Origin of the sequence: Enterobacter cloacae complex sp. 2024EL-00214 (assembly GCF_043945575.1) — a bacterium.
In the GTDB taxonomy this organism is placed as follows: domain Bacteria; phylum Pseudomonadota; class Gammaproteobacteria; order Enterobacterales; family Enterobacteriaceae; genus Enterobacter; species Enterobacter cloacae_P.
The window spans coordinates 16,283-40,290 of sequence record NZ_JBIMRC010000026.1 but is presented as its reverse complement, the minus strand read 5'-3'; the positions used below and the strand labels follow the sequence as shown (position 1 = coordinate 40,290).

The 24,008-nt window shown below is 50.2% G+C and carries 21 protein-coding genes and 1 tRNA gene; 11 read left to right on the top strand and 11 right to left on the bottom strand.

What is annotated here, in order from left to right:
* Nucleotides 1–89: 89 nt before the first annotated feature.
* The 3 genes from ACHHZ6_RS22095 to shiA all read right to left on the bottom strand — a co-directional run bounded on the left by ACHHZ6_RS22095 (nucleotide 90) and on the right by shiA (nucleotide 4,724).
* Nucleotides 90–1,862 (bottom strand): aminopeptidase P family protein, encoded by a 1,773-nt coding sequence (locus ACHHZ6_RS22095; protein ID WP_196390189.1) that lies wholly within the window; start codon nucleotides 1,860–1,862, stop codon nucleotides 90–92.
* 17 nt (nucleotides 1,863–1,879) lie between these two features.
* Nucleotides 1,880–3,334, bottom strand: coding sequence for an AMP nucleosidase (locus ACHHZ6_RS22090; protein ID WP_182271934.1), 1,455 nt, complete (start codon nucleotides 3,332–3,334; stop codon nucleotides 1,880–1,882).
* 76 nt (nucleotides 3,335–3,410) lie between these two features.
* A complete protein-coding gene (shiA, locus tag ACHHZ6_RS22085; protein WP_395123029.1) occupies nucleotides 3,411–4,724 on the bottom strand; it encodes a shikimate transporter in 1,314 nt (437 codons plus the stop codon).
* Nucleotides 4,725–5,439: 715 nt separating this feature from the next.
* On the opposite strand from shiA, the gene ACHHZ6_RS22080 reads away from it, so the two are divergent.
* From ACHHZ6_RS22080 to ACHHZ6_RS22055, 6 genes are read left to right on the top strand one after another with little or no spacing between them, the layout of a single operon-like run.
* The gene (locus ACHHZ6_RS22080; RefSeq protein ID WP_230857805.1) at nucleotides 5,440–6,660 is read left to right on the top strand and encodes a multidrug effflux MFS transporter; all 1,221 of its coding nucleotides are present in this window, start codon (nucleotides 5,440–5,442) and stop codon (nucleotides 6,658–6,660) included.
* Nucleotides 6,653–7,594: a 3-hydroxy-3-methylglutaryl-CoA lyase gene (locus ACHHZ6_RS22075; RefSeq protein WP_395123028.1), complete on the top strand. Its 942-nt coding sequence runs from the start codon at nucleotides 6,653–6,655 to the stop codon at nucleotides 7,592–7,594. Before ACHHZ6_RS22080 ends, ACHHZ6_RS22075 begins: the two co-directional genes overlap by 8 nt.
* Nucleotides 7,591–8,307 (top strand): alpha/beta fold hydrolase, encoded by a 717-nt coding sequence (locus tag ACHHZ6_RS22070; RefSeq protein ID WP_182271931.1) that lies wholly within the window; start codon nucleotides 7,591–7,593, stop codon nucleotides 8,305–8,307. Before ACHHZ6_RS22075 ends, ACHHZ6_RS22070 begins: the two co-directional genes overlap by 4 nt.
* On the top strand, nucleotides 8,304–10,466 hold the full coding sequence (locus tag ACHHZ6_RS22065; protein ID WP_395123026.1) for an isocitrate/isopropylmalate family dehydrogenase: 2,163 nt from the start codon (nucleotides 8,304–8,306) through the stop codon (nucleotides 10,464–10,466). The genes ACHHZ6_RS22070 and ACHHZ6_RS22065 overlap by 4 nt, the downstream gene beginning before the upstream one ends.
* Before the next feature lie 7 nt (nucleotides 10,467–10,473).
* Nucleotides 10,474–11,142 (top strand): RraA family protein, encoded by a 669-nt coding sequence (locus tag ACHHZ6_RS22060; RefSeq protein ID WP_182271929.1) that lies wholly within the window; start codon nucleotides 10,474–10,476, stop codon nucleotides 11,140–11,142.
* A complete protein-coding gene (locus ACHHZ6_RS22055; protein ID WP_395123024.1) occupies nucleotides 11,139–12,032 on the top strand; it encodes a DUF6282 family protein in 894 nt (297 codons plus the stop codon). Before ACHHZ6_RS22060 ends, ACHHZ6_RS22055 begins: the two co-directional genes overlap by 4 nt.
* Here the strand turns inward: ACHHZ6_RS22055 and ACHHZ6_RS22050 are convergent.
* Nucleotides 11,998–12,891, bottom strand: a complete 894-nt coding sequence (locus ACHHZ6_RS22050) for a LysR family transcriptional regulator (protein ID WP_196390184.1) — start codon at nucleotides 12,889–12,891, stop codon at nucleotides 11,998–12,000. The genes ACHHZ6_RS22055 and ACHHZ6_RS22050 overlap by 35 nt on opposite strands.
* Nucleotides 12,892–13,102: 211 nt before the next feature.
* On the opposite strand from ACHHZ6_RS22050, the gene ldtA reads away from it, so the two are divergent.
* The gene (ldtA, locus tag ACHHZ6_RS22045) at nucleotides 13,103–13,999 is read left to right on the top strand and encodes a L,D-transpeptidase (RefSeq protein WP_182919832.1); all 897 of its coding nucleotides are present in this window, start codon (nucleotides 13,103–13,105) and stop codon (nucleotides 13,997–13,999) included.
* A 317-nt stretch (nucleotides 14,000–14,316) separates the two neighbouring features.
* On the top strand, nucleotides 14,317–15,153 hold the full coding sequence (locus ACHHZ6_RS22040) for an MBL fold metallo-hydrolase (protein WP_395123022.1): 837 nt from the start codon (nucleotides 14,317–14,319) through the stop codon (nucleotides 15,151–15,153).
* A gap of 147 nt (nucleotides 15,154–15,300) precedes the next feature.
* Here ACHHZ6_RS22040 and ACHHZ6_RS22035 read toward each other — a convergent pair whose 3' ends face one another.
* Entirely contained in the window at nucleotides 15,301–16,188 is an 888-nt protein-coding gene (locus tag ACHHZ6_RS22035; RefSeq protein ID WP_395123020.1) for a LysR family transcriptional regulator, read from the bottom strand.
* Between the two features lie 500 nt (nucleotides 16,189–16,688).
* Between ACHHZ6_RS22035 and ACHHZ6_RS22030 the strand changes: the two genes are divergently transcribed.
* On the top strand, nucleotides 16,689–18,080 hold the full coding sequence (locus ACHHZ6_RS22030) for an MFS transporter (RefSeq protein WP_395123049.1): 1,392 nt from the start codon (nucleotides 16,689–16,691) through the stop codon (nucleotides 18,078–18,080).
* A gap of 162 nt (nucleotides 18,081–18,242) precedes the next feature.
* On the opposite strand, the gene ACHHZ6_RS22025 is transcribed toward ACHHZ6_RS22030, so the two are convergent.
* A tRNA-Asn gene (locus ACHHZ6_RS22025) sits at nucleotides 18,243–18,318 on the bottom strand.
* Between the two features lie 319 nt (nucleotides 18,319–18,637).
* Here ACHHZ6_RS22025 and nac point away from each other — a divergent pair.
* Entirely contained in the window at nucleotides 18,638–19,555 is a 918-nt protein-coding gene (nac, locus tag ACHHZ6_RS22020; RefSeq protein ID WP_182271915.1) for a nitrogen assimilation transcriptional regulator NAC, read from the top strand.
* A gap of 96 nt (nucleotides 19,556–19,651) precedes the next feature.
* Complete coding sequence (gene cbl, locus ACHHZ6_RS22015) at nucleotides 19,652–20,602, top strand: HTH-type transcriptional regulator Cbl (RefSeq protein WP_196390180.1); 951 nt, start codon at nucleotides 19,652–19,654, stop codon at nucleotides 20,600–20,602.
* 323 nt (nucleotides 20,603–20,925) lie between these two features.
* Here the strand turns inward: cbl and ACHHZ6_RS22010 are convergent, their stop codons facing one another.
* The 5 genes from ACHHZ6_RS22010 to ACHHZ6_RS21990 form a co-directional block, all read right to left on the bottom strand.
* The gene (locus ACHHZ6_RS22010) at nucleotides 20,926–21,624 is read right to left on the bottom strand and encodes a hypothetical protein (protein ID WP_395123018.1); all 699 of its coding nucleotides are present in this window, start codon (nucleotides 21,622–21,624) and stop codon (nucleotides 20,926–20,928) included.
* Nucleotides 21,625–21,900: 276 nt separating this feature from the next.
* Nucleotides 21,901–22,200: a hypothetical protein gene (locus ACHHZ6_RS22005; protein WP_395123017.1), complete on the bottom strand. Its 300-nt coding sequence runs from the start codon at nucleotides 22,198–22,200 to the stop codon at nucleotides 21,901–21,903.
* Between the two features lie 41 nt (nucleotides 22,201–22,241).
* Nucleotides 22,242–22,523, bottom strand: a complete 282-nt coding sequence (locus ACHHZ6_RS22000) for a phage holin family protein (protein ID WP_395123016.1) — start codon at nucleotides 22,521–22,523, stop codon at nucleotides 22,242–22,244.
* Between the two features lie 829 nt (nucleotides 22,524–23,352).
* Complete coding sequence (locus ACHHZ6_RS21995; RefSeq protein ID WP_216365306.1) at nucleotides 23,353–23,538, bottom strand: hypothetical protein; 186 nt, start codon at nucleotides 23,536–23,538, stop codon at nucleotides 23,353–23,355.
* Nucleotides 23,531–23,719 (bottom strand): hypothetical protein, encoded by a 189-nt coding sequence (locus tag ACHHZ6_RS21990; protein ID WP_103158169.1) that lies wholly within the window; start codon nucleotides 23,717–23,719, stop codon nucleotides 23,531–23,533. Before ACHHZ6_RS21990 ends, ACHHZ6_RS21995 begins: the two co-directional genes overlap by 8 nt.
* Between the last annotated feature and the right edge of the window lie 289 nt (nucleotides 23,720–24,008).

Here is a 24,008-nt window from a genome sequence, read left to right as displayed (position 1 = left end):
GGTGGATACCCTGCTTAACTGACAGGCATCACCGCAGGGTGGCCATAACTCTTTCCCGTGGGAAAGGGCACCACCCGATAGCACAATCCCTACCGGTTTACATGAATCGGTGCCGTAGCCTCAAACAGCCACGGACGGGCATCGCTCTCCACCAGGGGTGACAATGTTTCACGTACCCGCAGGTGATACTCATCCAGCCACTGTTTTTCCTGCTCGTTCAAAAGAGATAGCTCGACCTGGCTCAAATCGATTGGGATCAGCGTCAGTGACGCAAACTTACAGAACCCCGGACGGCATTCGACAATTTCCACCTGGTTTTCAATACGGATCCCATGACTCTCCGCCTGGTAGTATCCCGGCTCGATGGTCATGATATTGCCTGCCACCAGAGGCCACGGATTGACCTTTTTGGCAAACCGATGTGGGTTCTCGTGGATCAACAACTGATGCCCCACACCGTGCCCCGTACCGTGATCGTAATCCAGCCCCATTTCCCACAGCGGACGACGCGCAAAGGCATCCAGCTGATGCCCCTGACTGCCGGACGGGAACTGCAGGGTCATCAGTGACAAAAAGCCTCTCAGCACGGCGGTATAGTGCAAACGCTGCTGCGGATCGACCTTACCCCATGCCAGCGTACGCGTGGCGTCGGTGGTACCGTTATGGTACTGGCCACCGGAATCATTGAGATAAAAATGGTCATGACCAAGGGTTTTATTGCTTGCTTCGCTTGAGTGGTAGTGGCACATCGCAGCATTGCTTGATGATGCTGAAATGGTCGCAAAGCTCTGCTCAATAAAACCGGGTTGCTGCTCGCGGAATCTGAGTTGCTGCGCCTGAACCTCCAGCTCCGTCAACGGTTGTCCTGCAGCCACACGCTGCGGTACTTCACGGCTCAGCCAGGCAAGGAAATTGACCCATGCCGCACCGTCCTGGTGATGGCATTCACGGTATCCCGCCAGCTCTACCGGGTTTTTGCTGGCTTTCATCAGCGTGATGGGGTCGGTTTGCCAGATAATTTCCCCTTGCGGCTCAATGGCAAAGCGCAGGGCTACCGGGGCAGAATCGGCGTCGACCAGCACGCGTTTGCCTCGCGCAAGCTGCTGGCAGCGTTCGATAAACATATCCTGTGGCGCAAGTTTCAACGCGTTTCGCATGGTATCGGGTAACGTACCGAGCTTGTTGTCGTTAACAAACCACTCCACGTTACCGTCACGGCTGAGAAGAGCAAAGGAGAGCGGAACCGGGCTACAGGGGATGTCAGAACCGCGTACGTTCAACAGCCAGGCGATGTTGTCCGGCAGGGTGACAGCCAGGTAATCAGCGTCGTACTCAGCCAGCACGGCGGCGACGCGCTGACGCTTGTCGGCACTGCTTTCGCCGCTGATATCGACCGGCATCTCGCGGATAAGCCCTGCGGGTGCAGCAGGGCGGTCAGTCCATAATGGATCAAACGGCGACAGGTTCAGAGGAACCAACTCGCACGGCGTTGCGGTCAACAGCGTATAGTCTGCATTGGTCATCAGGAGTGCTTCGAAACCGATACGCGTACCGGCTGCAACGTTGTTTTGCAACCACCCGGCCAGCGGTTCGTTATGCAGATGGTGGATCTCCACCTCATCCAGATTGACCTGAGCGCGCGCCTGAACCTGGTAGCGGCCATCGACAAAAAGCAGGGTTTTGTCTTTCAACACCAGCGCCAGGCCGGCGGAACCGTCAAAGCCCGTCAGCCAGGCCAGTTTTTCGTCGTACGGTGCACAGTACTCGCTCTGCCAGGCATCTGCGCGCGGGACGATCATCCCGTCAAGATGGTTTGATTCCAGCCACTGACGCAGGGCGGACAACGGTGATGTGGTGTGCATTATTTTTCCTTTTATTATTAGCGGAATGGCGGCTCGTTGAAGGTACGCAACTTACGGGAGTGCAGCTTATCTCCCTCCGCCCGGAGTAAATCAATGGCACGAATACCAATTTGCAGATGCTCGGAGATAGCGCCTTCGTAGAAACGATTGGCCTGACCCGGTAGCTTAATTTCGCCATGCAGCGGTTTATCCGAAACGCACAGCAACGTACCGTAAGGCACGCGGAAGCGATAACCCTGCGCGGCGATAGTGGCGCTTTCCATATCGATGGCGACCGCGCGGCTCAGGTTGAAACGCAGCGCAGAGGCGGAGTAGCGCAGTTCCCAGTTACGGTCATCGGTGGTGACGACGGTTCCGGTACGCAGACGCTGTTTGACCTCTACACCCTGCATGCCGCTTACCTCTTTAGTGGCGTCGTACAGCGCACGCTGCACTTCCGCAATGCTCGGGATTGGGATATCTGGCGGAAGTACCGCATCCAGTACGTGGTCGTCGCGCAGATAGGCGTGGGCCAGCACGTAATCGCCAATCAGCTGGCTTTCACGCAGGCCGCCACAGTGACCAATCATCAGCCAGACGTCCGGGCGCAGTACCGCCAGATGGTCGCAGATGGTTTTGGCGTTTGACGGGCCAACGCCGATGTTAATCAGCGTGATCCCCTGGCCATCGGCAGTGAGCAGATGCCAGGCGGGCATCTGGTGTTTCTTCCACGCGAGGTCGGAAATGGCCTGCTCGGGGGCTTCCGTTTCCGCAGTGATCCAGATCCCGCCTGCGCAGGAGAGGGCAATATAAGGACTGTCCGGATCAAGGATTTGGCTACAGCCCCAGCTGACAAATTCGTCAACATAGCGGGTGTAGTTGGTGAACAGCACGAATGGCTGGAAATGTTCGGCTGGCGTGCCTGTGTAGTGACGTAAACGTGCCAGGGAGAAATCCACACGGCGGGCATCAAAATGCGACAACGGGGAGAATTCTGCCGGGTGATAAACCCCGTCAGCCGTCTCATCACCAATCTGCGAAAGCTCGGTGGTCGGGAAGTGGCGCGTCAGTCCCGCGCTCATGGAGCGGTCGAGCGTCAGTGCTGAACCGTCAATCACGTACGGATACGGGATCTCATGCTGTGACGGTTCAACGGAAATGTGCGCGCCGTAATCCTGGTACAGCAGCGTGAGCTGTTCTTCGAGATAAGGACGAAACAGTGCAGGGCGGGTCACCGTAGTGCTGTAGCAGCCGGAGTGGGTAAAGCGCGCATAGGCACGGGTTTTCGGGGTGTTGCTGGCGCTGCCGTCCCAGGTCACAGAGAGTGAAGGGTAAACAAAAAGGCCACGGTTTCTGGCCTTATCGTCGGGGAGTTTTCCGGTTTCGATATACTCGCTGATAGCACAGCGTAATGCGTTGACGGACTGTTCATACAGCGCATTAAGTTTTTCCAGTGCCTGAGCAGGGGTCAGGCTGGAGCCCTTATTATTCATGTCTGTCTCCTTGTTCCACAGGTGTGCGGCTATACCCGATAGTATGTCACACGCCTGTGAAACAAAAGTGAGGAGATCAGGAGTGAGTTGTCTCTTTCATCCAGAGCGCGGTGGCGGCAGACAGCAGGCAGCCTGCGAGCAGATACAGCGCCACGCTGTGCCAGTTGCCGCCCGAGAACGTGACCAGCGCGGCGGCAATAAACGGCGTAAACCCACCGCCGACCACGCTTGCCACCTGATATCCCACGCCCGCCCCACTGTAGCGATAACGTGCGCCGAACAGTTCGGTAAACATCGGTTGCTGCACACACACCACCATATCGTGCGCGATGTTTGCCAGCATGATCGCAAAGAAGACAATCCAGAAGACCGATTGCGCCTCCAGCGCCATAAAGAACGGCCAGGCGCTGAGCGTGCCAATCAGGGCCCCGGTGATGTAAATACGGCGACGTCCATATCTGTCCGCAAGCCAGGCGAAGCAGGGGATGGTCAGGCAGCTAATCCCGCCAACCAGGAGCCCAATATTCAGAAATAACTCACGCGGCAGACCGAGATTTTGCGTTGAATAGTTCAGGGCAAAGGCGGTCACGATATACATCGTCAGCAGTTCACACAGGCGCAGGGCAATGATTTTCAGGAACGCACCAGGGTGTTGAACCAGCGCGTCCATCACCGGAAGCCGTTTTTTGACGACCGGCTTTTCCCGCTGCTGTTCAAATTCTGTGGACTCTTCCATTCCGTTGCGGATCCACAGCGCGGCGATGACCAGCACAACGCTGAAGATAAACGGAATACGCCAGCCCCAGCTCAGGAACTGTTCGTCGGTGGTGAGTTGACTGATGAGTGACACCAGGCCGGTGGAGAGCAGCAGGCCAACACCGTAACCCACCTGCACGCCGCTGCTATAAAATGCTTTCTTGTTTTTCGGCGCGCTTTCGACAGATAACAGTGCCGCGCCACCCCATTCCCCGCCCACGGCGAAGCCCTGAATAGCGCGCAGCGTTACCAGTAGTACCGGTGCCCACCAGCCAATGGAGGCAAACGAGGGCAAAACGCCGATGAGTGCGGTAGCAATACCCATCATCCAGACGGTCAGCATCAGCATGCGTTTGCGGCCAAGGCGGTCACCAAAGTGGCCGAATATCACGCCACCCAGCGGACGAAAAAGGAAACCTACACCAAACGTTGCGAACGCGGCAAGGGTACCCATTGCGGGGCCGATCTGGGGGAAGAATTCACGGTTAAACACCAGTGCGGCGGTGATGCCGTAGAGCAGAAAATCATACCAGTCGACGACGGCTCCCGCGAAACTGCCGAGTGCTGCGCGGCGGGCGCGATTGAGCGAAGGTGTCTCCTCGTTGGATCGTGCGGAGATGAGAGTGGATTCCATAGTTGTCCTGTCTGTACTGATTTTTAATTATTGGTATTGGGAAAGGTTGCTCACCTTACTCCCGTCAAATTTGACGGGAACAATGAGACTACCGCGGCAGACGGTGAGAGGAAAATGATTTTATTTCCCAATGGTGTTAGAAAACACCTGAATAAGAAGAGATAGTGTTGATGGCAGATAAAAAAAAAGCCTCTGCGTCGGGCAGAGGCAAACATGTCAGAGCTTACACACTCCTGTGGTTTGCCTGATTACCCTGAAAACTGGCGGTCAATGACAACCCACATAGAGTTTTTGACGCTCACCGGGCAAACCGTTCACGGTAAATCCGGTTAATACAGAACATCGGTCATTTTACTGGAGCATTCAGGAAAATGACGTAGATCCCCCTCCTGATTCATCAAAAAATAAAACCAGCCATGCCGGAGTTAATAAATTGATTATTCAATATGAGTAATCAAATAATGATGAAAATAGCACTTGTCGACACATTACCTCTCATGTCGACGCAGAAACATTACTCTCTTAAAACGAAGAGGTAAATATCCCGTATTCAATAATCAGTCTGCTTTATGACCGGGTGTTCGCAAATTTGTCAGGTGTGGCAAGGCTTTGCGTTGTGCGTTTACTAATATGCAACAGTCTGTTTAGCTATTCATTGTTCTCATCGTGATGTTATTTCGCTAGATTTATGAAACCCAGATTTATGGTTAAAACGATGATGAATAAAACTTTGCCCATGCCCCTGGTGGTATTAATCGCGTGCCTTTCTGTTGGCGGGTTAATTTCTACTGATATATTTTTGCCCGCTCTTGGCGAAATGCAATTATTCTATAAAGTTACGGAGGCACAAATACAGGATGCCATCGCCCTGTTTTTATTTGGTGTGGCATTTTCGCAACTGGTTTATGGCCCGCTAAGCGACTGTCTTGGCAGAAAGAAAACGCTCATCGCAGGGCTATTGATCTGGCTGGTTTCTACGGTTGGCGTTATTTACTCAACGCATATCAACGAATTGCTTATTTTGCGTCTTTTCCAGGGGATTGGCTCCTGCGCCGGTATTACCATCAGCCGCGCCATCATCAATGACATGATGGATAAAAAATCGTCGGCACAGCTGTATCTGGTGATCTTCCCGTTCGTGGGGATGTCACCGGCGATTGCCCCGATGATAGGTGGTATTTTGACTCAACACTTCGGCTGGCGGGCCTGTTTTATCTTTTTAACCTTATTTATCATCATGACTCTGGTGCTGTGTTTCTCTGCACTGCGCGAGACATTACCCGTCGAAAAAAGGCAAAAGCTGAGCGTACTGGCGGCAGCCGTAAGTACCGTTAACGTGCTACGAAATAAACAATTTCTTTTTTACGCAGCCATTCCTTGTTTTGCCTATGCGGCCTACTTTGCTTATATCGTCGAGTCACCGTTTATGCTTGGCAGACTGGGGCTTTCGCCGGTTTATGTGGGTTACACCTATATTTTACTTTCCGTGAGCTATGTGGCCGGAAATCTTACTGCCAAAAAACGCTCCCGCAGCGTGGGTATTGAAGAAACGATTCGCCAGGGATATCGCATTTTTGTTGTGGGCGGCATCATTTTTGCCCTGCAGATGTACCTGAGCCCTGTACCGCTGCTGACCAGTATTATCACCATCTCAATTCTGACCTTCGGTAACGGTTTTCTGCTTCCATTGGGCACGGCTTCGGCCATTGCTGCACACCCACAGGCATCCGGTACCGCCTCTGGCGTAATGGGCGCATTACAGCTCGGTAGTGCAGCCATCGCAACCTTCCTGATTGGGAAACTTTCAGCTCATGCGCCTGGCATGACGGCATTCATTATTGCCTGCGTCTGCGTGCTCGGTTTCCTCGTTTATGTTTTTGGTCAATCTGGATTTATGGAATTTGTCTCCAACAAAGAGAGTAATATCAATGATTAATAATATAGATGTCACATTGCGGGATGGCGGTTATCAGAACAACTTTCATTTCCCGACAGATTACGCCATTAAGCATGTCCGGGCTCTGGTAGACAGCGGTGTGGAATGGATTGAAATTGGTTACCGGAACGGTTCATTTAAACCTATTCCCGATATTGGGATGACAGGAATGTCTTGCGATAGTTATATCCAGCAGATCCACAATGCGGTACCTGAAGCCAAATTAGTGGTTATTGCGCACCCACACAATATTGACCAGGAAGATATCATCAGCATGAAAATGCTGGGTGTGGCGATGCTTCGTATTTGTATTAAAACCGATAATCCCCAACCCGCGCTGGCGTTATGTGAGTTCGCGAAAAAAAATGGCCTGAGCGTCAGCATGAACTTTACCCGTGCCAGTCAAATTAACGCGAAAACGCTTGTCGAGGTTGCGGTGCAATGCGAGAAGGCCGGGGCCGATATTATCTATATTGCGGATTCTAACGGTAGCCTGCGGCCTGAACAGACGGCTCGTCTGGTGAACATCCTTAAATGTACCACCCGTCTGGAGGTGGGTTTCCACGCGCACGATAACCTGGGTCTGGCAATGGCAAATTCCATTGAAGCTGTTAAAGCCGGGGCGACCTTTATCGACAGTTCACTCACCGGTATGGGAAAAGGGGCGGGGAATCTGGCCCTGGAAACCTGGCTGTCGCTGTGCAATTTCGATGAAGGTCAAGAGCGTTATCAAACGGAATGGATCTTCAACCAGGTTCATCAGCTTGAGTCTGAGGCCTGCTATAACGCCTCGCACCGTAGCGTGGTCGACATGATCCTGGGGGTGAAAAACCTGAGCGTGGATCACCGGAAAATGATTGAAGAGAAACTGTCGGAAGCCAGAGAGAACACATTCAGCGCCATCGATAGCGTCATCACGGAGACGGCGGCATGAAAACGCAGGACGCAGTCATTCTGGCACCGGTGATGCCCGTCTGGGACGGTGGTGCGTTTTGTGCCCCGCTGGTGACGTTGCTGGAACAAAAGGGATATTCGGTTACGGTCATCGACACATTGAGCCTGATTGAACGTGATGATCCACAGAGCGCAATAGAGAGTCTTTGTCAGACGCTGAACTCCCGCTCTCAACGCCCCTGGCTGCTGGTGGGGTTTGCAATGGCGGGCACATTAGCGCAGATGCTGGCACCCCATTTGCGTGGGGTGAGCGGGGTCGTCACCGTCAGTGCGCCAGGCTTTGCGGACGAAAAATTAACCACACGCCTGGTGCGCCTGGTTTCAATGCTCGAAAAAGGTGAGCTTGGGCCCGCGGTGGATGTCCTGCATCACTATGTTTTACCGGAAGGCCAGCCAGCCCCGGAGGCCACATTTACGCTGCCGGATGCCGGGAAAATGTCCGCGATCCAGCGAATGTTAACGGGATTCTCACTGTTGCTGAAGATGGATGCCCGTGCCGACATCGCCCGTTATGACGGGAAATACCTTGCGATTGTGGGTGAAAAATCCCAGCTGGCTTCATGGGAAAACCAAACCCATAGCCACCGTCCTCTGCACACTTACAAACGTATTCCGGGGGCCGGTATGCGTCCGTGGAATGATAACCCCATCGCGATGAACAGCCTGCTAAACGAATGGATTGCAACCTTATGAAAAAAAATGTGCTGGTTTTACCGGGGGATGGCATTGGTCAGGAAGTCTGCGAAGCGGCGTTACCCGTCATTAGCGCGATGGGGCTCCCCATTACTCTGACGTTTGGCGAGATAGGCTGGACGTGCTGGGAGCGGGAAGGCAACCCTGTGCCTGCCCGAACCTGGGAACAGATTGCCCATGCGGACGCGGTGCTTCTGGGGGCAATCACCAGTAAGGGAAAAGTACAGGCTCAACAGGCATTGCCTTTGTCGCTGCAACAGCAAGCGATTGAGTATGTTTCCCCGGTGATTCAACTGCGTCAGAAGCTGGGGCTGTATGCCAATATCCGCCCGGTGAAATATGTGTCCGGCGATCGCCGTCCCTTCCGCTGCTGCGTGATCCGCGAAAACACCGAAGGGTTGTACGCGGGGATGGATTTTAAAGGCGTGGGGCCAGAGGTTGCTGGCTGGCTTAAACACCCGAATCTTGAAAAGTATGGCCCGGAAGAAGCGGCCTGGTCCGTGCGGTTGCAAACCCGCTATGGGCTGGAGCGCCTGTTTCAGACAGCCTTTGACTATGCGCGCAAACACCATTTTACCCGCGTCACTTTTGCGGATAAACCGAATGTGATGCGTGAGAGTGGCCATTTTGCGGCAACGATTTTCCATCAGGTAGCCGCCCGTTTTCCGGATATCACGGCGGACATCCACAATGTGGATGCGATTGCCCTCTGGCTGGTACGTAAGCCCCATGAGTTTGGTGTGATTGTCGCTGAAAATATGTTCGGTGATATTTTGTCCGATCTGGCGGCAGGCGTGATGGGAGGGCTTGGCCTGGCACCCAGCGCCAATATCGGTAGTCAGGTGGCTTACTTTGAACCCGTACACGGTAGTGCGCCGGGGATGGCCGGGAAGGGGAAAGCCAACCCGTGCGCCATGTTTTACACCATCGCTCTGATGCTGGAATACCTGGGCTTTGGGCCGCAGGCGGAAAAACTGCAGCAGGTTGTCGATCGCGTTATTCGGGACGGGAAGGTTGCCACCTACGATTTAGGCGGTACGGCGACGACCGACGAGATGGCGCAGGCGATCCTCCGTGAACTGACCCAGCCAGTCATTAGTAAAACCGCCAGCGTTATCACCATTGGCGATGAACTCCTGTCAGGGCAATACGTTAACAGCAATCAGCAGCATATTAGCCAGCGTCTTGAAAAATCACGGTATCAGGTGAGATTTCAGGCGGCCTGTGCAGATAATCTTTCGCAGATTAGCTCACTCGTTACCTCACGCATCGGTCAGGACGATCTGATTGTTATTTGTGGTGGGCTTGGTCCCACTTCCGACGATAAAACCCGAGAAGCGGTGGCACACGCCATCGGCAAACCGCTTGTTCACGACGAGGGGGTGTGGGAGACCATTCAGACACAGCTCAGGGCGTTTGGGGTGAAAAACGATCCTTCAAACTGCCGTCAGGCGCGTTTCCCTGAAGGGACGACCGTACTGGATAACGCCTCCGGGACAGCACCTGGATTTTGCGCCCACGTCGCGGGAAGCCGGCTGGTTGTTCTGCCGGGGCCGCCTTCTCAGGCCTTGCCGATGCTGGATGATGCGTTATCAGACAAAGGGACACGTGAGCCTGAAAGGAAAAAACACAGCTGGACGCTTATTGGGATCAGTGAAAGCGAAGTGGGTTCCATCGTCAATGCCTTAGTCACGTCTTCCGCCTGGGATGTGCATTTTTTATGGAAAAGCCCTTATGTGATTGTGCAGATTGAGACGCCTGAGCATAGCCCTTTACCGTTGCCGGTAAGGCAAAGCCTGGATCTCGCCTTGCGCCCTTATCTGGTCAGCAAACGTAATAAAACGGCAGGCGAAATTTTGCAGGACGCGTGCAGCGTACGCTGGCAAACGTCAGATGCCGAACTCTCTACATACTTGCCTGCAGAGTGCCGCTCCCGGCGGGGTGAATCTCCGGTGCAAATTGACGTTACGGTCGCCCCCTCGCTGACCGATCTTCTGAGTAGCGGTGAACGCCTGGGGCAGATGACGATGTCGGTTCGCCATCAGGATGGCAAAACGCATCAGATGACTTTCCCGATGAACAGAGCACTTCTGGCGCAGAACCTCCCGGAATACGCCGCCTGGTGCGTATTGAAAACGCTGACAACGCAAAATGGATAAAACAACCATGACAACTCAACATACCCTTCAGACGCGCCTGCTGGCGCTGGATACGGCTGCCATCTCGGATGCGCTGGACAGTTTGTATATTGCGGGTGGGCTGGCCGGTATTAAGCCGCAGGCGGGTGGTAAAAAAATTGCGGGGCCAGCTTTTACCGTCAAGTATGAAGCCTGTACGCCTGAGAAAAATCAGTTTATGAATGCAGGAAATTACATTGATGAGGTACCGGCTGGGGCGGTCATTGTCGTGGACAATGGCGGACGTACAGACTGCACGAGCTGGGGCAACATTCTGACCACCAAAGCGCTGCAAAAAGGTATCGCCGGGTCGGTTATTTATGGCTCAGCCAGGGATATCGCGGATATCCGCCAGATGGGGTACTCCTTGTTTTCCAGCAATATCTATATGGTTTCCGGGAAAAACCGGGCACGGGTCAGTGCGGTACAGTGTGCGCTGGATATCGGTGGCGTGACGGTTTGCCCGGGTGACTGGGTGTTCGGGGATGACAACGGTGTTCTGGTGATCCCTGGCGAACATCTGGAAGAGGTGATCCGCCGGGCTGAAAATGTTGAGAACACGGAGCGGAAAATCATCGGTGCCATTAATGGCGGCACGTCGCTTGACGTTGCCCGCCAACAGCTTGGCTACCATGTTCCCTGGGAAGCGAAAGCATGACCCGTCAGTTTTTTGACTACTGGGCCCCCCGGTTGCGTTTCCTTGACGTCCACTATCATGCTCGTCCGGACAGCTATCACCGGCGTTATTCCGCAGCGGAGGCCGGAGAACGGTACGCCCGGCACCAGGGGGGCGTGGTGTTAAAGAATCATCTGGGGAGTGTCAGCGCTCTGGCCGCCGCGATGCAGGAGATGGCACTGCCGGTGTTTGGATCGGTGGTGCTGAACGCAGCCGCCGGGGGGATCAACCTCAACGTTGTCCGCCAGGCGTTGAGTCAGTATCAGTTCGACGGTGCTCCCCGGTTGCTGGTGCATCTGCCAACGGTGATTCCCACAGCGCACAAGAGTGCGTTGTCCCGAACCTTCAGCAACGAATATGCCCGACATTTTGCCGGGCTACCGCTCACGATCGCGGATGAGGACGGTAAATTGCGCCCTGAGGTAGAGGCATTAATCTATTTCGCCAGGCATCATGACATTGTGATCTCGTCCGGGCACGCCACGAAAGATCAAACCTTGCGTCTTATTGAGGCCGTCGAGCGGGTAGGGGGTTGTCGTCTTATGCTGAATCAGCCTGCGAACCCCATGACGGGGTTCTCTGCCAGCGAGCTACGGGCGCTGGGAGAACACGACTGGCTTTATGTTGAGCAATGTGCGTTGACTGTCTACCTCGGCTATCAGCCACTTGACGATCTGTATGAGGTGCTGACAGGAGTGAATAACGTGGTCTATAGCTCCGATTTGGGTCAGCCAGGACAGCCTGACATCGGTGACTGGCTGGAAGACAGTCACCGCTGGTTTCAGGCCGCCGGGATTGACGCAGAGCGAAGAGATGCTGTCACCCGCCTGAACCCGCTCAGGATGCTGGAGCCGGGGCGGTCGCAAGGTTGAGGGTTCGGATAAAATCAATAAACGCCTGTTCTTTGGGGGACGGGTGAGGATTGATGTGCACCACATACATCGGCAGCGGTGCAGGCATAAAGGCATCAAGCGCGGTGATGATGTCGCCTGACTCAATCCCCGCTTTCAGCGTGAAGTCCGGGAGGTAACATATTCCCAACCCGTGATGCACCATACTGCAGAGATCGAGGCTGTTACTGACTCTGGAGACGTAATGAGGACGGATCTCAACGGGTTCGTCCTCAATAACAAACTTCCAGCTGCGGCGGTGATTATCAAAGTGCAGAAGACAGGTGTGCTTGTGCAGTTCGTCAGGATGCTGCGGAATGCCATGCTGCAGCGCATAGCCTCGCGAAAGACAAGTGTGTTTTCGCCAGTAGCCAATCAACGTGTAGTAAAGGTTGCTGTCGGGTAACGGTCCACACTGAAGCGCCAGATCAAAGCCGTGGCTGAACAACTCCATGCAGTGATTTCCGGTCACAATATCCAGCTTTATATTCGGATAACGCTCAAAAAATGATTTCAGATGCGGGATGATGTGCTGGTTATTAATCGAGTGGGGAATACCCACCTTGAGGCTACCGCTGATCTCGTTACTGAGACTTTTCACATCCCTGAGGCAGGATTCATATTCATCGATAATCAGCTGACAGCGCTGATAAAACTGTTCTCCTGCCGACGTCAGGGAAATGCGCCGAGAATTGCGTTTGATAAGCTGCGCATTAACTTCACATTCCAGCTTTTCAATTCTGCGGCTTATCATGGCGGGTGAGAGTTTCATGGCGATCGCCGCAGCGCGGAACCCCTGGCACTCCACCACCATTCTGAATGCTTTCATATTTTCCAGCATCGTGTCCTCCTGACCTGTTCAAACCTCTCTATTCTGGCACGATTTCTTTAGCATATTGTGCTGGTTTTTAACATGAATAGATTACTGGATGCGGGTTTTTCTGCATGATGTGCCAGCGAAGAGATGGTCTGTTCGTATGGCTTTCCTCACAAAATCTTCAACCAGAGGTTATAGTTAGCCTATCACTACCATGTTTTATAACAGGGAAATTATGATCCGTTTATCCACGCTTGCTCTGGTGCTTGCCGCCGTCGCCCCTTGTGCTCTGGCCGTTACGTATCCGCTTCCACCTGAGGGTAGCCGTCTTGTCGGTGCCCCGTTAACGGTGGTCGTTCCGAAAGGAAATACCCAACCGCTGGAGTATTATGCTGCGCAGTACGGGCAAGGGCTGAGCAACATGCTGGAAGCCAATCCTGGCGCGGATCCCTTTTTGCCGAAAGCCGGTACTTCGCTAACCATTCCCCAGCAGCTGATTTTGCCGGACACCGCACGTCAGGGCATCGTGATTAACGTGGCTGAAATGCGGCTCTACTACTACCCGGAGGGGAGCAATACCGTGGATGTTTTGCCAATTGGTGTTGGTCAGGCAGGACGCGAAACGCCACGTAACTGGGTGACGAGAGTAGAGCGCAAGCAGGAAGCGCCAGGCTGGACGCCAACGCCGAACACCCGACGTGAGTATGCGAAAGAGGGGAAAACATTACCGGCCTACGTGCCACCGGGTGAGGATAACCCTATGGGGTTGTATGCGATCTACATTGGTAAGCTGTACGCTATTCATGGCACTAATGCCAACTTTGGTATTGGCTTGCGCGTCAGCCAGGGCTGCATCCGCCTGCGCAACAATGATATTAAATACCTGTTCGATAACGTGCCGGTAGGCACGCGTGTGCAGTTTATCGATCGTCCCGTCAAAACGACCACTGAACCGGATGGTAGCCATTGGGTAGAAGTGCATGAGCCGCTGTCACGTAACCGCGCTGAATTTGAATCGACGAATAAAGTGCCACTGCCGATCTCGCCTGCATTACGGGCGCAACTCACCGCCGAAGGCGCTGGTGCCGTGCTGGAACGTCGGTCAGGTATGCCGGTGAAGATTGGGCTCTGAAGATATTGCCGGTTTTTCCGCCAGAGTGTAGCTAACGTAAAAGACTGGCAAATTCCACGCGTTGTTTATACCGAAAAATCCCCCTGTATAGGGCCGTGCGCGGGTGCGGCCTCTGCTCATTAGACCCTTTCACGCATCAACAATTTCGATAGAGATATCGAAATTATCCATTAGAGCAGGGATGACAATTGCTCTAATAATACTAACAAGAATGTGGAGGACGTTATATCCATTCATGTCAGAAGTCTTTCGTAGTGGGGCAGTGCTGGATGAATTTCTGCATCAGGTTCATATATCAATTAAGGAAAGGGAAAATCATGAGTGCAAAATTTCCATTGAGGGATCTTGGTAATGTTTCAGTTACTGCGGTAAGCGATGGCTACCTCCAGGTTGATTTTGGACTGCTTGCAAATGTAGATGAGGTTGAGTGTAGAAAAATTCAGGACAATGCCTGTATACGTGAGCATAATGCAGTTCATATTAATACCTTTCTGGTACAAGGAAAGGGGCGGAATATTCTAATCGATAGCGGTGCTGGTGGTATTAAGGGCTGGGGTGGCGGGTTGGTTAACAATCTTGCCGACATTGGGATCAGACCAGATGATATTGATGCAATTATGATTACACATACCCACCCTGACCATATCGGTGGGTTGATAAATTTTCAGGGTGAGGCCATGTTTCCTTGTGCGGAACTGTTGATAAGCCCTGATGAATTTAATTATATAGAAGATGATAAAAACTTTGAGACTGCCAGCGAACGTGTGAAAGGTAATTTCATTTTAGCCCGGAGTATATTCAAAAAGTATCGGGATAAACTTAGATTGATTGGTGATGGTGAACTTTTTCCCGGCATTTTTTCGGTTCCGTTAAAAGGACATACTCCAGGCCATACGGGATACCGAGTTGAGGGTAGCAATGAAAGTTTGTTGATTTGGGGGGATATTGTCCATTTTCCTCATATCCAATTGTTAAAACCGGATGTATCGATCTCCTTTGATTTTGACCCGCAATTGGCATCGGAGACACGTGTACGGCTCCTTGATATGGTCAGTTCAGACAGCATTCTTGTTGGTGGGATGCATTTTGGGGAACAAGGATTCGGTTATATAGAAAAACGTAAGTCAGGGTACGGGATTGTTGATGTTGAATAATAAAAGGTGGGGCGAACATCAGTTATCAAATGAATTTTGAAATAACCGAAAAATCAATGGCTACAGGATAATTACCAGTACAACCCCTGTTTAGCGACTTTACCGATAGTATTTGAACAGGTTTTACCATGAAACCCTATAAGCGTGTTAGTAGCCGATATCGCACAGTCGTGGATCCTGAAAGGCGGCAGTTACCATATCTGTAAATCTGGTGCTATCCAGGTAGGCACAGTCTGTACGGGATAAAAGCTCTATTTTGAACTCATTGAACTGGCCGGATAACGGATGAATTTTTATCTTGTTCTGTACTTCACGACTGATCGAGCAACGCAATACGAGCGACACTCCTTTACCTGAGGCAATACCTGAAAACAGTACAGGATAGGATCCACACTCAACCACACGTTTCGGTGTGATATTTCCTTCATCGAAGAGTACATTGAAATTACGCGTTGAAGTCGCACATTTTTTGCTACTAAGTAAAAAGACTTCACCATCCAGACTGGATATATCAGTGATGCGGGGATGATTTTTCTCAGTAATAATCACCAGTTCGCTGGAGAGCAATAGGGTTCGCGCATGTTGTGCATTGGAAAAACCGGCACCGACGATTACTGCATCGAACTCATTTTTATCAAAGGCGCTGAGTAAGCTAATGGTGTTTCCTATAGAAATATCGATATCCCAGCCTAGATCCTGACCTAAATCGATCAATGAACTAATAATATAGGGCGGTAAGCATTCAATTATCCCAACCCTTATGGTCAGCTTGCTTTTTTTAGAGTAGAAAATATTTTTTTTGCAATCGTCTGCGAGGTTCAGAATTTTAAGCGCATACTCATAAAGTATCTTACCTTGCACTGTGGGTGAGCATCCATCAGTTTTTCTGTCTAAAAGTGTGACATCAAGGTTATTCTCCAGACTTCGTATTCGGTGAGAAATGCTGGATTGCACTCGGTTCAGGCGCTCTGCTGCCTGGGTTATATTCCCTGTCTCCACGACTGTCACGAAGGCAAGAAGTTCACTTATCTTCATTTGGACCTCATGCTAAAAGTTAACTCATTACTGCACTAATATTTATAATTTATGTCGATGAGTTTGTCACTATGTTTAGAATCTCTGGCATTGAATGATAAAAACAGGGGGAGGGCGTATGAAATTTGAGCGCAATCATCCTCAGTTATCTAAAAAACCAGTAAAAATGATGGCTTTATCAAATGTTAATGAACCTTACAGCGTAAGAACTACGTTTTGACCACGAACTGTCGATTGAGCGTGGATTGTTGCCAGGTTGCCAATCGTACACTCTTGTTGCTCAACTATTCTCACCTGCATATTGCTGGGACATCAATCTTTTCGATGAGTACCTCGATTTTATTCGCTGGCTTTTTATTGTCATGCAAATCACAATTTTTATCGGTGAAGTCTTATTATCTATTTGCATTTTTAGATCAACAGAACATCATAATTATGTTTATGAAAATTTATTCTCGCACATGGGAAAAAGCATGGCTCATGCGGAATTTGAAAAAATAATGATCGAGCAAGTTGCTCATACCTGTGAAAAACCAGCCTTTGATAATAGGACTCCAGGACGCTATTTGGCTGCTGCGGCTATTTTGATAGGCGTTCTGATGGCGTCGTTGGACAGTTCCATTGTCAATATTGCTTTGCCCTCTATTGCCAGTGCATTACAGGTAGATTCGGCCTCCAGTATCTGGATTACCAACGGCTATCAGGTTGCCAGCGCTGCGACGATGCTGATTTGCGCATCGCTGGGAACAAGGATAGGGGAGCGACGTTTCTACACGGCCGGGATGGTGTTGTTCACTCTGTCTTCGCTGGGCTGTAGCCTTTCGCCGACCTTTGGCGTACTGGTTGCCATGCGCGTACTCCAGGGGGTGAGTTATGCGGTGATGATAAGCGTTGGATTAGGTCTGTATCGGGTGATCTTTCCACCCAATGCGCTGGGAACGATATTTGGACTGAATGCACTGGTATTCGCGGTAGGCACGGCCATTGGTCCTGCGTTGGGTGGTTTGATCATCTCTTACCTGTCCTGGCCCTGGCTGTTCTATATCAATATCCCGTTGGGAGGACTTGCTGTTGTGTTCTCGCTTATCTCCCTGGGGGAAGATACCGAAAAAGAGAAGGGTTTCGATTGGGGAGGGGCGATTAGCTCAGCGGCAGCATTAGGCTTGATGGTTATTGCTGTTGATCAAATTGGACGCTGGGAGAATAGCACGCTGATATTTTGCGCTGTTGCGTCTGTCGTGCTGTTTGCCATCTTTTTAAAAGCCCAGAGGAGTTCCAGGAACCCATTATTGCCGCTTGATATATTTCGTTCCAGGCAATACAGCTTTGCGGTGCTCTCTTCTGTTTCCATGTTTGTCGCGCAGGGGATGGCACTGGTCGGCTTGCCCTTTGTGTTGCAGCATACTTATCACTACTCCGTGCTCGAATCTGCATACATCTTTACCCCGTGGCCGGTTGCCGTGGCGTTCTGCGCCCCGCTTGCGGGCAGGCTATCAAACCGTTTCAATCCGACCCAGATATCTACTGTCGGTGTAATGGTCTTTTGCCTTGGTTTAGGCTCACTGGCCTTGTTGCCGGAAGCCGCGACGGTGGGGGATTTTCTGTGGCGCGTGGCGGTTTGCGGCATTGGTTATGGTTTCTTCCTTCCGCCAAACAACAAGGAAATGTTTTCAAATGTCGCGGCAAACCGAACGGTAACGGCCTCGGGAGTACTGTCAACCGCCAGAACTGCAGGGCAATCTATTGGTGCAGCGTTGGTTGCGATGATAATTGCATTGTTGAATGGATTAACAGGGCACGCGGGCGCGCAGTTTGCCGTCTATGTGTTTGGCGTGGCCTGTGCTATATCGGCTATATCGTCTCTTGCCAGTACGTTACGTCTGCACCGGTAAGTGATTGAGGGGATCTGTGCTTTATGTCAACAGCTGGTCAATGTCGTTCGGCTGCTGACACGTTGGTCTCAATACGCGTGCAGGCAGATTGCTATGTCAGATGCGATGGAGATGAAACGCAGAAAAGCAAAAAGCCTGCTTTAAAAGCAGGCTTTTCAAATTTGGCTCCTCTGACTGGACTCGAACCAGTGACATACGGATTAACAGTCCGCCGTTCTACCGACTGAACTACAGAGGAATCGTGTGAACGGGGCGCATATTATCGACGTCAGCGGTGCTTGTCAAAGGGTGGATCAATGCCTTTTGATCGTTTGCTGACAAAATCAGCAAAGTGACGTTTTTGACAACGAAATGCACCGTTATGGTGCGGGTATACCCCTTATGGGGCAGATCATAAACTGCTGTTTCAGTAATAAAACCAACATCAATGATTAGGTTTCCTTATTTTCAGGCGGTTAGCAACAAATCAGACCTCTTTGAAAAACTGGCATTCATATTGCAAAACCTGTTCAACAACGACAGCCAGTACCGGCACAGCATTTCGAACAGGGGGCAAAATGAACTTAAGACGACTGAAATACTTCGTAAAAATCGTCGATATTGGCAGCCTGACGCAAGCGGCGGAAGTGCTGCATATCGCGCAGCCTGCGCTGAGCCAGCAAGTGGCGACTCTGGAAGGTGAGATGGATCAGCAATTGCTTATCCGCACAAAACGCGGCGTGACCCCAACAGAAGCAGGCAAAATTCTCTATACCCATGCTCGTACCATTCTGCGCCAGTGCGAACAGGCTCAGCTGGCGGTGAACAGTGTGGGTCATACGCTGAGCGGACATGTTTCCATCGGGCTGGCTCCGGGAACGGCGGCCTCCTCTATTACCATGCCGTTGTTGCAGGCCGTGCGTGCCGAACTGCCGGATGTGCTGGTTTATCTGCACGAGAACAGCGGGTCTGTACTGAATGACAAGCTGCTTAATGGTCAGCTGGATATGGCCGTGCTTTACGACCGTTCTCCGGTTGCCGGGATCACCAGCCAGCCGCTGCTGAAAGAAGATCTTTACCTGGTAGGGACGCGTGACTGCCCGGGGCAGAGCGTTGATTTAACTGCCGTTGCAGAGATGAATCTCTTCCTGCCGCGTGATTACAGCGCCGTGCGTGTGCGCGTGGATGAAGCGTTCTCGCTGCGACGTCTGACGGCAAAAATCATTGGCGAAATTGACTCTATCTCAACGCTGACCGCGGCTATTGCCAGCGGGATGGGCGTCACGGTTCTGCCGGAATCTGCCGCGCGTGCACTGTGCAGTGCGGCAAATGGCTGGATGGCGCGGATCACGACACCATCCATGAGCTTACCGCTGTCGCTGAACATGTCAGCCCGCGGTTCGTTGTCACCGCAGGCGCAGGCGGTAAAAGAAATTTTGATGTCTCTGGTGAGCAAGCCATCGCTGGAAAATCGTGAACTGCAGCTCGTGAGCTGATATTCCATAAAAGCATAAGATGCTGGTTTTTATTATTTGTTCTGCAGCTCAACTGACTTTAACAATAGTGTTATGTCAGATGTGCCGGAGTGAATCGTGAATTTCCAGCAGCTTAAAATTATCCGTGAGGCGGCCAGACGGGATTACAACCTGACTGAAGTCGCCAATATGCTTTATACCTCCCAGTCGGGCGTCAGTCGCCATATCCGCGAGCTGGAAGAAGAGCTTGGTATTGAGATTTTTATCCGCCGTGGTAAGCGCCTGCTTGGCATGACGGAGCCTGGCAAGGCATTGCTGACCATCGCGGAGAGGATCCTCAACGAGGCCAGTAATGTGCGCCGCCTGGCGGATCTCTTTACCAATGATGCTTCAGGCGTACTGACCATCGCCACGACCCACACGCAGGCACGTTACAGCCTGCCGCCAGTGATTAAAGCGTTTCGTGAGCTCTTCCCGGATGTGCGTCTGGAGTTGATTCAGGGCACCCCGCAGGAAATTGACGTGCTGTTGCAAAACGGTGGGGCAGATATCGGGATCGCCAGCGAGCGGCTGAGCAACGATCCGCTGCTGGTGGCATTCCCGTGGTTCCGCTGGCACCACAGTTTATTACTTCCCGTAGATCATCCACTTCATCAGGTTTCACCGCTGACGCTGGAAGAGATCGGCAAATGGCCGCTGATTACCTACCGGCAGGGTATTACCGGACGTTCGCGCATTGACGAGGCCTTCAACCGCAAAGGGATAACGCCGGATGTGGTGCTGAGCGCCCAGGATTCGGACGTTATCAAAACATATGTTGGGTTAGGGCTGGGGATTGGCCTGGTAGCGGAACAGTCCGGTGGCGAGCATGACGTGGGGGACCTGGTGCGTCTTGATACCCGCCACCTGTTTGATGCTAATACCGTATGGCTGGGCCTCAAGCGGGGCCAGTTGCAGCGCAACTACGTGTGGCGGTTTATTGAGTTGTGCAATGCCGGGTTGTCGGTGGATGAGATTAAACGCCAGGTCATGGAGCCAGAAGAAGCCGCAATTGATTACCAGATTTAGGTGAGGCCGAGGCGCAGGCGATGGGTAGTGAGTGATGTCATAAAAGCAAAAAGCCTGTTCAAGTCCTTTTCGGTGGTGAAGCCATGACCAACATCAAGGGTTCATGCAGATACATGAACCCTTTTAACATATACAGTCAGAACAGTAAGTTATTAAAACATGATGTTCAATTGCTTCTGCTTTTTATAATGACGTCTTTTACAAATTTACAGTAACTGATGCTGTAGTGATTAGCGCAGATAGCTCTGTTTCGTTAAATAATCTTGCACGGTAGGCCTCTGTAGGGAACTGAGGCGCACCATTAGGTAGAGAAATATCCTGATTTAGGATAAATTGCCCATTTTTATTGAGCTGGCGATGTTGTTCAGCCAGGATATATTTCCATCAAAATTATAGATTCTGGCACGACCTGACACACCGGAGCCATTAAATCCAGTTACCCGACCACCCCAGGCTTTGTCCTCATAAAAATCAACATATCGGTCACTGAAAACTAATGCTGAAGCCGCTTTGTCATTGTGTTCAGGACCGAAGCTTGAGTCATCTTCATTATAGTACGTTAGGTATTGAGCACCGTAGAGGTAGTCAAAGATATAGCAGGGTTCATTGCCCTGGCCAGTATAGTCGAGATCGAATTCAAAAAATGAACTCAGACAGGTTTCCTGGATTTCACCATAAAGCTTAAATGAACAACACTGGTCATTCATATTAATTCCATCCCAACCAAAATTCGTCCGGGTATCATGATCGATCCAACCGATAGTCCCACTGAAATCAACATTTAAAATTTCAAGAGAACCATTCCCAACAGTTAAGGTTTTGCCAGTGTAATTAGCGCCACTATACATAACGACTTTTGTTTGAGGTGGCAATGTAACAGATGAAAATGTGCCAGCAAGCCCTAATGTGGATAAATCAGGATTGTCCTGTGAGGTTGTATATGTATCTCCAGTCCCTTTTGCATCAGCGAAAAAAGTTACAGTCAGCGTAATATCGTTCACGTTTGTAGTTTCGTTCAACATATGTAAATCTCCATTAATATAGATAGATATTAATACCTAAAGAGTTGTTACTGTTTTACAGTGGGTAATAACCTTATCGTACAGATAGATAGGTTATCTTCTATTCTCTACGAAAAATAAAATATGATCCTGTTTTATAATTCTCCTTTTTCAATACTGGCTATGTAAACAATTAAACGTATAACCATTTTTAGATATTTTTAAGGGTACATATTTCGTGAGGGCTGAAAATGGACGCCATCATTTATTTCTATCCAGTTGCCGCCCCACTCAACATCAACAGATAGCTCCTTGGCAGCCTGAAACACAGCAACTTGCAATTGTCTGGTGATGTTTAAACTCCCATGATGGTGTATCATTTATCACTGCGAATATATCGACGGCGTGTCCCGTTAAATGCCTGCTTTTTGAGGTTAGTGATTTCCCTGATGCCAATAGCTCAAGCTGCTGTTTTTGGTTTCTTAACTCTTCTGAGATACCGAAATCAACAGGTGCTAATTTCAATGCTTTTCTCATTACCTCACAACGGTCTTTATGTACACCTTGAATTTTTTTCAGCAGTTTTACTGAATTCATGATTTATCATTACTTTCTCCAGAGTTTTTTTTCAGTAATAATTAAGGGTAACAACGCCCATTGCACCTGATATACTTGCTGACTGCAAGCGAGGTATGAAATACTGCCCCAATGCTTTGTGACATTAATCCAGAAAGCACGCTGGTAAATCCGGACACAATAATTTGTGTTATTGCCGAAAATAAATTTCTTCCAGACTGGCCAGACTTAACGTCAAGTAGATATCTAACAAGTCCTCCCCATGCGCCGAATAATATTATGTAAATCCAGCTAAAAAATGCATTTGATGATGGGTCTTTCCATGGCAAAATAATTACCTCCATAGGGCGTATAAGTAAAAAAATTTACTTCATGATGAGGTTGTTTTTCCTGACAGAACAATATTCTTTTGCTATGCGGTAAATAATAAACGTTGAGTAACTCTGTTTTGTGATGAATGTCACACGGAATACAATTAATAGTTTTTGTCGATCGATTGTTGCTGAATGATAGTTATGTGTTATTGGTATTGGTGATTATATTTAGTAGTGGAATGCATAAGAGGGAAAAGCGGGAGAGGGGGTAAATACGAAACACGGCAACCAGATTTCCGTTTTGCATTTACCTTGCGCAGAAAAGCAAAAAGCCTGCTTAAGTTTCCTTAAGCAGGCTTCTTAAATTTGGCTCCTCTGACTGGACTCGAACTTCATCTATATCTCCTGTTTTTAGTGGTTTTGTTGAAGCACTATGATTTTTTACCAGCATTTTTACCATCAATACTTAATCCATAACCATAAAATGTCAATTAAAAACAATTAGTTGTTGTCATATCGTGTTGTCTATTGATGCACTGGAAAGGTTTGATGATCAACATTATGTTGTTAGCATTATTGTGTTTTTTTATTTTAGAAACAGATGATTATTGACTGACAACTTAATTTTTAACATTGCCATTGATTGAAGTTGATAGATGCTGAAGCTTAGACACCTACATGCATGTGATGGCTGCTTTGAGTGAGGAGTAGGCACTGTATAAACCGACGCTAGTCAGCACCGCAGAAGTCAGTGTTCATTTACATCTTTTATCCAGAAAGGTATGAAGAAAATAAATAAGCGCCGAGCGAGAAACTGGACAGAGGAATAATTCTGCCCAGTCAGGATATGTATAGATTATTAGCTGTTAGAGGTGTTGTCACCGTCTACCAGCGCCTTGGCTGCATCTAGTGCGCTGTTACTCAGAAAATCACGGGGAGTTTCATTGACAATGTTGGCTGCCTTGTTGATGATTTCCGCTTGCTTGACCCCAAAAGTGACACGGTATTCATGATCAGGGATGGTTTTTTCCAGCTTCTTAGTCATTTTTTGCTGCCTCAAGGATTTCTTTTGCACGCGCAATGGCATTAACTTTAACAAAGCGGTTGACAGAAATCGGTTTTGCAGAGAACCGACCAGCGATTTTTCTGCCATCATCGATGGTTTTTGACTGTTCACGGTTGAAAGAGACGTGCTGTGTTCTTTTCATTTCAAACTGTTCTGACATTGCTCGAACCTCTAAGTGTGCAATTTTCTTGTGGATGGGGGAAGTAGACATGGGGGGGAAATTTTCATTTTCAACCCAAAATAAAGAAAATTAACGCCATTACAGCTCGTATGAATAGAGCCGTTTTACCATCCAGTAAGGAAAGTCCGAGGTATGCCTGCTGCTAACACTTAGCAGAAGAACAGTTTAGGTCACGGCTAAATTCCTTGAAGGTATAAATGATCCGGTGATTTGCGAACATTGGTCAAATAATAAGCAAAGTGGATGCCAAGTCACATTCAATTCTTCA